The 10,468-nt window shown below is 64.5% G+C and carries 10 protein-coding genes; 5 read left to right on the forward strand and 5 right to left on the reverse strand.

The window, feature by feature from the left end:
* Window positions 1–470: FAD-binding oxidoreductase (locus tag E5W87_RS25255; RefSeq protein WP_292403805.1), on the reverse strand; the 470-nt coding region annotated here is incomplete at its 3' end.
* A 97-nt stretch (window positions 471–567) separates the two neighbouring features.
* On the opposite strand from E5W87_RS25255, the gene E5W87_RS25260 reads away from it, so the two are divergent.
* Together E5W87_RS25260 and E5W87_RS25265 are read left to right on the forward strand one after the other, a co-directional pair.
* Entirely contained in the window at window positions 568–1,242 is a 675-nt protein-coding gene (locus tag E5W87_RS25260; protein ID WP_292403808.1) for a GntR family transcriptional regulator, read from the forward strand.
* A gap of 30 nt (window positions 1,243–1,272) precedes the next feature.
* A complete protein-coding gene (locus tag E5W87_RS25265) occupies window positions 1,273–2,040 on the forward strand; it encodes a pseudouridine synthase (protein WP_292403855.1) in 768 nt (255 codons plus the stop codon).
* A 197-nt stretch (window positions 2,041–2,237) separates the two neighbouring features.
* Here the strand turns inward: E5W87_RS25265 and E5W87_RS25270 are convergent, their stop codons facing one another.
* The 3 genes from E5W87_RS25270 to E5W87_RS25280 all read right to left on the reverse strand — a co-directional run bounded on the left by E5W87_RS25270 (window position 2,238) and on the right by E5W87_RS25280 (window position 6,227).
* Entirely contained in the window at window positions 2,238–3,968 is a 1,731-nt protein-coding gene (locus tag E5W87_RS25270) for a Na/Pi symporter (protein WP_292403811.1), read from the reverse strand.
* 74 nt (window positions 3,969–4,042) lie between these two features.
* Window positions 4,043–5,137, reverse strand: a complete 1,095-nt coding sequence (gene pstS, locus E5W87_RS25275) for a phosphate ABC transporter substrate-binding protein PstS (protein ID WP_292403816.1) — start codon at window positions 5,135–5,137, stop codon at window positions 4,043–4,045.
* A 346-nt stretch (window positions 5,138–5,483) separates the two neighbouring features.
* A complete protein-coding gene (locus tag E5W87_RS25280; RefSeq protein WP_292403820.1) occupies window positions 5,484–6,227 on the reverse strand; it encodes a 2OG-Fe(II) oxygenase in 744 nt (247 codons plus the stop codon).
* 398 nt (window positions 6,228–6,625) lie between these two features.
* Here E5W87_RS25280 and E5W87_RS25285 point away from each other — a divergent pair, with 398 nt between their 5' ends.
* Entirely contained in the window at window positions 6,626–8,023 is a 1,398-nt protein-coding gene (locus E5W87_RS25285; RefSeq protein WP_292403823.1) for a nodulation protein NfeD, read from the forward strand.
* Window positions 8,020–8,793 carry a slipin family protein gene (locus tag E5W87_RS25290; RefSeq protein WP_292403827.1) on the forward strand — a complete coding sequence of 258 codons (774 nt, stop codon included), beginning with the start codon at window positions 8,020–8,022 and terminating at the stop codon, window positions 8,791–8,793. The genes E5W87_RS25285 and E5W87_RS25290 overlap by 4 nt, the downstream gene beginning before the upstream one ends.
* A 172-nt stretch (window positions 8,794–8,965) precedes the next feature.
* Here E5W87_RS25290 and E5W87_RS25295 read toward each other — a convergent pair whose 3' ends face one another.
* Complete coding sequence (locus tag E5W87_RS25295; RefSeq protein ID WP_292403831.1) at window positions 8,966–9,895, reverse strand: LysR family transcriptional regulator; 930 nt, start codon at window positions 9,893–9,895, stop codon at window positions 8,966–8,968.
* A gap of 113 nt (window positions 9,896–10,008) precedes the next feature.
* On the opposite strand from E5W87_RS25295, the gene E5W87_RS25300 reads away from it, so the two are divergent.
* Window positions 10,009–10,468, forward strand: a 460-nt coding sequence (locus tag E5W87_RS25300; RefSeq protein WP_292403835.1) for an alcohol dehydrogenase catalytic domain-containing protein, incomplete at its 3' end; no start/stop codon positions are given.

Consider the following 10,468-nt stretch of genomic DNA (forward strand, 5'->3'; position numbering starts at 1 on the left):
GTCCAGGCGCGGCCGACGTGATAGCCGCCCGCCACCTTGAAGCCGATGCGCGGATGGTCCCGCGCGAGCTCCGCGCCGCTGATCTTCTCCATGGCGACACCGGCGGCCCGGTATCGATCGGCCACGGAGCCGGCCGCCTCGAAGCTGGCCTCGTCTTCCGAGATGAGAAGGTGGCCTATCGCCGAGAACTCGAAGGGCACCGCTCCTTGCGAAAGCTCCTCATAGATCGCCGCGCAGGCGTCGAGCATTTCGACCACTTGCGTCTGCGGGCCGCTGAGCAAGGTGCCGGTGTTACGCCCCGACGATTCGGCGGCAATCACGGCCTGTTCGAGAACGACCGTTTTGACGCCTCTGGACGCCAGTTCCCAGGCCAGCGTGCAACCGGCGATGCCGCCGCCGATGACGACGGCGTCGACCGGTCTGTTTTGGCAGCCCGGTTGCTTGTCTGAGCGGCCCGATGCGAGCGGCATAAGTCCTCCCTCCGTTTTTGGATACTCGTATACGAGAATACAGATATCCAGACAAGCGGCTTTCTGTTAGGCACGGTTCACGTGATGGGAGAATCGATTGCGCGAACTTGGCGAAGGGTTGATGCAGAAACCGCTGACGGTGGCGGAACAGGTGGCCAATGTGCTGCGTGAATCGATCGCCGACGGCAGCCTGGCGGCCGGCACGCCGCTGCGTCAGGACGATCTTGCCGAGCGGTTCGGCTTCAGCCGCATGCCGGTCCGCGACGCGCTTCGCCAGCTCGAAGCCGAAGGCATCGTTTCGATCCATCCGACCAAGGGCGCGCATGTCGCCAGGATGGACGCTGCCGAGATCAGGGAGATCTTTGCGGTCCGCGCACTGCTCGAAAGCGAAGCGCTGCGGCTCTCGGTGCCGAATCTCGGCAAGGAGAAGCTCGACGAGGCCGGCTATGTGCTCAACCAGATCGATGCCGAGCCGAATGTCGGCCGCTGGGGAACGCTGAACCGTGCCTTTCACCTGGCGCTTTACAGCGCCTGCGGCAACGCCCGTCTTCTCGGCCTGATCGAAGCCCACCACAATGCGGCCGACCGCTACGTTCGCGTTCTCCTGTCCAGCCTCAACTATCGCAGCCGCTCGCAGACGGAGCATCGCGACCTGTTGACCACCTGCCGCCACCGCGATGCCGAGGCGGCCGTTCGCGTCCTGAGAAAGCACCTCGGCGACGGCATGGAAACGCTCGCCAAGCCCGGAGATGGGCTGGCGGGAAAGTCCTGACCTTTGCCGCAACGACCACGCAAGACGATGATGTCACGACCGAGTACTGGCCGGCAACGCCCCTCCCCTAGAGCTGGAACCAATCCCCCTGGCGTCAGCCTTTGCCGTGCGCTGTCGAAACTCGGCCTGTGCTCGCGCAAGCAGGCTGAGATTCTGGTCGCTGAAGGGCGCGTCCGGGTCGCCGGCAAGATCGTGCGCAACGGCTCGACGCGCGTCGATCCCGGTCGCGACCGCATCGAGGTCGACAGCAGCCGCGTCGTTGCCGAGCGCAAGGTCTATCTGATGATCAACAAGCCGCGCGGCCTGGTCACCACCCGCGACGATCCGCAGGATCGCGGCACCGTCTATGATTGTCTGGCAGAACTCGACCTGCCCTTCGTGTCGCCGGTGGGCCGCCTCGACAAGGCCAGCGAAGGCCTGCTTTTGATGACCAACGACACGCGCTTTGCCCAACGCCTGCTCGACCCCGCCTCGCACGTCACCAAGATCTATCACGTGCAGATCGGCGCCCTGCCCGACGAGGCCATGCTGGCGCGGCTGCGCGCCGGCGCCACGGTCGACGGCGAGAATTTGACGGCGCGGTCGATCGATGTCCTGCGCAGCGGCACCAGCACCGCCTGGCTGGAAATCACCCTCGACGAGGGCCGCAACCGCCACATCCGCCGGCTGCTCGGGGCGCGTGACATCGAGGTGCTCCGCCTCGTGCGGGTGGCGATCGGCCCGTTGCAGCTCGGCGAGCTAGCCAAGGGCAAGGCACGCCACCTCACGGCCGAAGAGCTGGCGCTGTTTCAGGGCTGAGTGACGACGCATCGCTCTCCCTTCTCCCCTTGTGGGAGAAGGTGGATTGGCGCGTAGCGCCAAGACAGTTGAGGGGGGCTGGAAGGATCGCCGTCGGCGCCAAGCTGGAACACCCCTCTTCCGACCTCGCTTCGCGAGGCCACCTTCTCCCACAAGGGGAGAAGGGAAAGGGGCAGCCCCGCCGCCGGCCTTTCCCGCTACTCGGCCGGAACCGGGCTGAGACCGGTATCGCCCATCGAGTGCGGCTTGGCCTCCTTGCGTGCCGAGGCACGGGCGAGCACGCTTTGCCGGTTGACCGATTTGCGCTCGGCATCGATGCGTTGGATCAGGATTTCCGCGCGTTCGATCGAACCGAGCAGGGCCAGGATCGTACCGCGTTCGGCGGCGCCGGCATTCGGCCCGAGCGCCAGGGTGCGGGCGCGCAGTTCCTCGACCTCCGGCAGATTGACATGGCCGGCCGGCATCTGTGGGTTGGAGATGCCGTAGGTCGGCAAGATCTCCCGCAGCGAAACATCGAGCTTGCTCAACGCGACGTCGACGATGGCCTGCGCCGGGCCGCTGAACTTCTCACGCCTGACGCGGCGTGCCACCTGATGCATCGATTCCGTCAGGGCAGCCGTGAAGTCGGCTTCCTCGATCAGGCTGGCAATCAGATCAAGCTGGTCGTAGGGCAGATCCTCCTTCATCAGCTCGGCGGTATAGGCACGGATATCGCGGCTGAGGATGTCGGTTGCGAGATAGTGCTCGCCCGGATCCGACGGCGCCTTCTTCGACGAGCGGGCGATGTCGAGGAACATGGCGCCGGCTTGCAGGTGACGAGCCGTCTCCTGCTGAACGGCGGGAACGGCCTTGGCAAAATCGCCGGCCAGCTTGCGGTCGAGGAATCTCGGCGTCGAGAAATCCTCCGCATCCTCGTCATCCGTGTGGCCGACACGCGACAGAACCCGCTCGAACACACCGATAAACGGGAACAGCAACAAGGTATTGAAGACGTTGAAGAAGGTCGAGTAGAGGCCGACCGCCACCGGCACCAGAGGAAAGGTCTCCTTGCCGTCGACGATCAACGGAATGGCGGGATCGCCGCCGAAGAACTGCATGGCCCATTCCAGGACCTGGATGGAGACGAAGAACAGCGGAATGGTGATGCACACACCGATGATGTTGAACGAGATGTGCGCGTAGGCTGTCCGCTTGGCGTTCTTCGAAAGATTGAGCGAAGCCATCCACGAGGTGACCGTGGTGCCGAGATCGGCTCCGAGCGAGAAGGCGACGGCCGTCGTCCAGTCGAGAATGCCGGCGGCGCCAAGACCCATCACAATGCCGATCGTCGCCGAGGACGAATGGATCATGGCGGTCACGCCGGCGGCGATGAACACGCATTTGAGAAGGTTGAGATAGGAGTCGGCCGTGAGGGTCTGCAGCAGGGCCATGACTTCGGGCAGGTTGCGCAGCGGGCGCAGGCCGCCGGTCATCAGGTTGAGGCCATAGAAGATCAGCGCGAAGCCCATGCAGGCGAGCGCTATGTTCTTGACCTTTTCGCTTTTGGCGAAGCAGTAGACCAGCGAGAACACGCCGGCCAGGATCAATCCGAGCGGACCCAACGGCAGGGCGATGAGCCCGTTGCCGAGCGTGGTGCCGATATTGGCGCCCATGATCACGCTGATCGCCGGTCGCAAGGCGATGACGCCGGCATTGACCAGGCCGACGACCATGACGCTCATCGCCGTCGATGACTGGATGACGCCGGTGATCAGCGTTCCTGCCAGAACGCCCTTGATCGGCGTTCCGGCGGCCTTGGCGAGAAAGGCGCGCATCCGGTTGACCGAGAGCGCCTGGATGCCGTTTGCCATGAAGTCGAGGCCGAGCATGAAGATGCCCAACCCGCCAATCACCGGCACGAGGATGTCCTTGAAGATATCTATGTCCATGTCACGCAGTCCCCAACAAGCCGTTACCACGGCGCGATATGACGTTCAGTTCCGTTGCAGCCTGGCTCTTCCGCTCAGTTCCCGACGGGCGCTTGCCTTGCCCAGTATTGTTCGACCTGATCGACGAGCGCCTTCGGCAGCGGCACATAGCCGAGCGCGGCGGCGTCGCCCGCGCCTTGCGCGAAGGCGAGCCGGAAAATGTCGTGCACGCGGCGATAGCGATGTTCCGAACGGCCAGAGACCTGCACGACCGCGAACACCGCCGTGCTGATCGGATAGGCGGCATCTCCGTCTCGATCGGTCAGCGAAGCGAAGAAATCGGTCGTTTTCGCCCAGTCGACGGACATCGCCGCAGCCTGCACGCCCTCCGGTTCCGGCTCGACGAATTTGCCGGATTTGTTCTCGATCAGCGCGTAGGAAAGGCGTGCGCGCTGGGCCTGGCCGGATTCGGCATAGGCGATCGCGCCCTTCGTGTCATGCACGGCTCGAATGAGGTTCTGCGTGCCTTCGGCATCGGCGCCGAGCGGCCACGAGATCAGCGTATCGGCACCGTATTTGGCCTTCCACTCGTCACTGACCGCCGACAGATACTCCGTGAAGACAAAGGTCGAGCCGGACCCATCCTTGCGGTGAAGAACGCTGATCCTGAGATCGGGCAGCGTCAGATCCGGATTCGCCGCCTTGATCGCGGGATCGGACCATGACTGGATTTTGCCGAGATAGATGTCGGCCAGAAGCGGCCCCGTCAGGCGAAGGCTTCCCGGACCAATGCCGTCGAGATTGACGACGACGGCGATGGCGCCCATCACGATCGGAAACTGCTGGCGGCCGGTTTTCCTGAGATCGGCGGCGTTGACCGGCGCATCCGTCGCGGCAAAGTCCATGTCCGGCTGGTCGAGACGCAGGACGCCGGCGAGCGAGCCGACGATTTCATAGTCAACCTTCCAATCGGGCGAGACATAGTCGCCGCCATCCGCGCGGGCGCTCTCGTAGGCGGCGGCCCATTTGCCGATGATCGGGGCGGCCAGCGTCGATCCGGCGCCGCGAATAGGCTCAGCCTGTGCAGCGGCCCCGATCATCAAGGCAACAGCCAGCGTGATGGCGCCACTTGATCCGGTTATTTTCGCCCATTTGCGCCAAAGTGACGCAAAGCTTACTGGAAACATCATGGCGATCCCCGACTATACTGCGCGAACGAATAGCTAGTTTTCAGTCTTGGCAGACATCAACAGTCATCCGCCCGGCGAACACACACCGGCCGAGAGACAACATCCCTCATCGTATGAACCTTGGTTAACAATTGGATGACAGAGATCTTGTGGGGCGAATCTTTTTATTCGGATTTTCCGCGATCGCCGCGACTGTCTGAAGAATTATTCAACAAGCCCGTGCGCGATCGGCCGGTTGCTGCTCCGCGACTTGCCAAGGGCAAGGCACGACATCTCACCGCCGGCGAACGGGCGACGTTTGCGGCCTGAGCTGCGCGTCGTCTCTACGCTAAGTCTATGATAACCCCTACTTCGCGTCGTGGAAGATGATGCCGACGGTATGGCGCATGCCGGAGCGAAGCCGGCTGACGCCATGCCTGAGATTGACCCGGTAACTGCCTTTGCTGCCTTGGACCGGACGATTGTGCACCGCGAAGGCGACGGCGTCGCCCTGGCGTAGCGGCACCACCTCGGCGCGGCTCTGCATCCGGGGACGCTGTTCGGTCAGCACGAACTCGCCGCCGGTGAAGTCCTTACCGGGTTCGGACAGCAGGATTGCCACCTGCAGCGGGAAGGCAAGATCGCCATAGAGATCCTGATGCAGGCAGTTGAAGTCGCCGGGAACATATTGCAGTAGGAGCGGCGTCGGCCGTGTCTGGCCTTGGTCGTGGCATTGCTTGAGGAACGCGGCGTGTTCGTCCGGGTAGCGCTGCGCGACGCGCATGCGCTCGTTCCAGTCGTTGGCGACGACGGCGAGGCGCGGATAGAGCGCGGTGCGCAAGCCGCCGATCAGCTCGGGCAAGGGATAGCGGAAATAGCGGTACTCGCCCTTGCCGAAGCCATGCCGCGCCATGTGGACATGGCTGCGGAAATGGCTTTCGTCTGGGTAAAGCCCGGCGATCTCCCGGCACTCTTCCGGTGTCAGCAGCTTTTCCATCACCGCGCAGCCATAGCCGCTCATCTCCCCGGCCAATGCCTGCCAGTCATATGCGGCGACGCGCGTCTCCGCCGATCGGACCGCTGCCTTCGAACCTATCGAATGAATGGTCATGGCTTTTGCCTCCTCTGGCTTCCTCTGCCATCAGAGATGGGTAAAACAGTGCGCGCGAACCACCCGTTTCCTGCCAAATGGGGTTTGCGCACAGCGTTCCAGCTTGGGTTCCTCGCCCCCACCAAAGCGGAGGAGAGGTGGCTCGGCGAAGCCGAGAGGAGAGGGGGAACCGCGCTCTACGAGGCCCCCCTCTCCGGCCGCTTCGCGGCCACCTCTCCCCCGCTTCGCGTGGGCGAGGAACCCAGGTCTCGAGAGTTCGAGGGACAGCACCCCCCTCTGCCCTGCCGGGCATCGCCCCCGCAAGGGGGGAGATCGCCGATCGCCACTGCGCCGCTGCGCGCGACGCATCATGGATTTCGGCAAAATCCAGCCCATATCCTGTATAGGGAGCTTTGAGCGTGAAACTTGCGCGTGTGGCCCTTATTGCCGCGGCTTTCGTTGCTGCCGTAGTCGTTTGGCCCTCTTTCATAGCCGAAGAGGCGAACGGCCAGGAGAGGATTGCGTTGCGCGTCGAGATAGACGGCGCCATCGGTCCGGCGACCGCCATGCAGTTCGAGGAAGCGCTGGCGGTGGCCGCGGAGCGGAACGCCGAGGTTCTCATCCTGCAGATGAACACGCCCGGCGGGTTGGTCACCAGCATGCGCGAGATCATCGCCGATATGCTCGCCTCGCCGGTTCCCGTCATAGGCTATGTCGCGCCCGCCGGCGGGCATGCAGCGAGCGCCGGAACCTACATCCTCTACGCGACCCATGTGGCGGCGATGGCGCCCGGCACCAATCTTGGTGCGGCAACGCCCATCGAGATGGGCGGACCGCTGCCATCCTTTCCCGGCGGCGACGACAAGAACGATGGCCCGCAAACGGGCAAGGACCAGAAGAACCCACCAGCGGGCGATGCGATGATCGCCAAGGCAACGAACGATGCGGTTGCCCTGATCCGCAGCCTGGCTGAACTGCGCGGGCGCAATGCCGAATGGGGTGAAAAGGCCGTGCGCGAGGCGGCCAGCCTCTCGGCCAGCGCGGCGCTGCAGGAGCATGTCATCGACTTCGTCGCCCGCGACACGACCGAGCTGCTTCAGCTGGCCGACGGCCGGACGGTGGAAATCGCCGGCGCGAAAAAGGTGCTGGCGACCAAAGGGCTGCCGGTGGAAACGCTGGAGCCCGGCTGGCTCATCCGGCTTCTCGCCGTCATCACCGACCCGAACATCGCCGTGATCCTGATGCTGATCGGCGTTTATGGCCTCGTCTTCGAGTTCACGAGCCCGGGCGCGGTCGCGCCCGGCGTGATCGGCACGATCTGCCTGATGCTCGGGCTCTATGCGCTCAATCTCCTGCCGATCAGCTATGCCGGCCTTGCCTTGATGCTGCTTGGCATCATCTTCCTCGTCGTCGAGGTCTTTAATCCCACAGTGGTCCTTGGGCTGGGAGGCGTGGCTGCGTTTCTGCTCGGCGCTGCCATGCTGCTCAGGATCGAGGGGCCCGGCTTCGAGATGTCGTGGGCCGTCATCGGCACCGCCGCCGTCCTGACGCTCGGCCTGGCGCTGTTGACCGGCAGCTATCTGTGGGCGGCCCGCAAGAACGTTCCGCGTGTTGGCGCACAGGCCATGCAAGGGCTGCCGGCGGAGGTTCTCGACTGGGAGGGCCGCGAGGGCCACGTGCTCGCCCGGGGCGAGCGCTGGCGGGCGAAGGCCGACGAACCCTTTGCAGTGGGCGAGAGCGTCGAGGTGGCTGATGTCAGCGGTCTCGTGCTGACGATACGGCGCAGCAATGCGGGAAGCGATGGAGCAAGGCAATGATCATCGGTTATGTGGCCTATCTGGTAGCAGCGCTCGTCGTGGTCATGTTCCTGTCCGCGGCCATTCGCATCCTGAGGGAGTATCAGCGCGGTGTGGTCTTCACGCTCGGCCGCTTCACCGGGGTCAAAGGTCCCGGCCTGATCATCCTCATCCCCTTCGTACAGCAGATGGTGCGGGTCGATTTGCGGGTGGTGGTTCAGGATGTTCCGCCGCAGGACGTGATCTCGCGCGACAACGTCTCGGTGAAGGTCAACGCGGTGCTGTATTTTCGTATCGTCGACGCCGAGCGGGCGGTGATCCAGGTCGAGGACTTCATGGCCGCGACCAACCAACTGGCACAGACCACGTTGCGCTCGGTGCTCGGCAAGCATGAACTCGATGAAATGCTGGCCGAACGTGACAAGCTCAACAGCGATATTCAGGAGATCCTCGATCAGCGAACCGATGCCTGGGGCATCAAGGTCTCCGATGTCGAGATCAAGCATGTCGACCTCAACGAGAACATGGTCCGTGCGATCGCCAAGCAGGCCGAGGCCGAACGGCTGCGGCGTGCCAAAGTGATCAACGCCGACGGCGAACAGCAGGCGGCGGCAAAACTCGTCGAAGCCGGCAAGATGCTGGCCGAGGCACCGCAGGCCATGCAGCTGCGCTATTTCGAGGCGCTCCATGACATTGCCGGCGAGCGCTCGTCGACGGTCGTGTTTCCGCTGCCAATGGATCTGCTCGGTCATTTCCTGAAGCCGCAGGGCGGTGGAGGCGGAGGCGGCTGAGCGCGTAATCTCCCCCCTCGAGGGGGAGATGGCCGCGAAGCGGCCAGAGGGGTCGTCTCACATAGATCGCCAACGCCTTCCTCTACGAGAGACGGCGCTGACGCTCCACGCGCAGCGACCCCCTCTGTCGCCTTCGGCGACATCTCCCCCTCAAGGGGGGAGATCAGCACCCTCACCTCCGCCACGGCGGCTCCGGCGCAAAGCGCTTGCCGATCCAGTCGGCGAAGGCGCGGGTCTTGGCCGCTTGCCCCTTGGCCGAAGGCATGACGACATAGACCGCGCCCTCGTCGGCGAGCGTCCAGTCCTCCAGAACAGGCACCAGCCGTCCGTCGGCGAGTTCGCGTCCGACCAGCCAATCCGTGCTCATCATCAGCCCGACGCCCTGCACGGCGGCTTCGACCAGCACCTCGGCATCATCGGTGACCAGCGGCCCGGAAACCTCGATACGGACGCGACGGCCCGTGCTGTCGGTCATCTCCCAGGCGGGAAAGGTCTGGAACCCGGTGAAACCCAGGCAAGCATGCTCGACAAGCGCCTGCGGCATGGCCGGCGTGCCCGCGCGAGCAAGGTAGGACGGTGCGGCGCACAGCAGCCGGCGCCGCGTCGCTACCTTGCGCGCCACCAGGCGCGAATCCTCCAGCGCGCCGAGACGGACGGCGACATCGAAATTCTCGGCGACGAGATCGACGAAACGGTTGGAAAACTCGGCCTCGATGCGGACGTCGGGAAATTCGGCGAGAAATTCTGGCAGCAACGGTCCGATCCACATGCGCCCGAACGATCCGGGCAGCGCCAGTCGTAGCACGCCGCGCGGCCCGCCGCCGGCATGCGCCGACACAGCCGCCTCGGCCTCGTCGACTGCGGTCAGGATGGCGCGGACGCGGACGAGGAACTCCGCTCCCGCCTCGGTCAGCGACACGCTGCGCGTCGTCCGGTGCAACAGCCGCACGCCCAGCCGCTCCTCCAGCGACGCGAGGCGCCGCGACAGGATCGTCGCGTCGCGTCCGAGGCGCGCCGCCGCTTTGGTGAAGGAGCGCGCCTCGGCGATCGCCGCAAAGGCGGCCATCTCGGCCAGTGCTGCCGGTTCATGGGATTGCTGCATCAGGAGCAGAACTCAAATGCAAAAGCTAAGGATTATGCAGAGATAGCGCAGCAGCTAGTTTCACTCAATCCCATCTATTGGCCGTCAATCGGCCGATCAACCGGAGTGAGACCATGAAAGCCATCGAACTGACTGCACCTCGACTGGACGCCTTTCGCGCCGCCACCGTTGCCACCCCTGAACCGCAGCGCGGCGAAGTACTGATCCGCCTGCGCGCCGCGAGCCTCAATTTCGTCGATGTCGCGGTGGCGAGCGGCAATTATCCAGGTCCGAGCTTTCCGCTCATTCCGGTCGTCGACGGCGCCGGCGAGATCGTCGGCATCGGCGAGGGCGTGTCGAGGCTCGCTATCAACGACCGCGTCATCGCCCATGCAAAACCGCGCTGGATCGGCGGCCGTCCGCGACCCTACGAGACGACGCAGATGCGCGGCGTGACGCTGCCCGGATCGCTCGCCGAATATGTCGCGCTGCCGGCCAATGCCGTGGTGCCAGTGCCGGCGCCCTTGTCCTTCGAAGCGGCGGCGACGCTGCCGATCGCCGGTACCACCGCGTGGAACGCGATCCGCGCCGCCG

Origin of the sequence: Mesorhizobium sp., from assembly GCF_004962925.1 — a bacterium.
Taxonomy (GTDB): Bacteria; Pseudomonadota; Alphaproteobacteria; order Rhizobiales; family Rhizobiaceae; genus Mesorhizobium.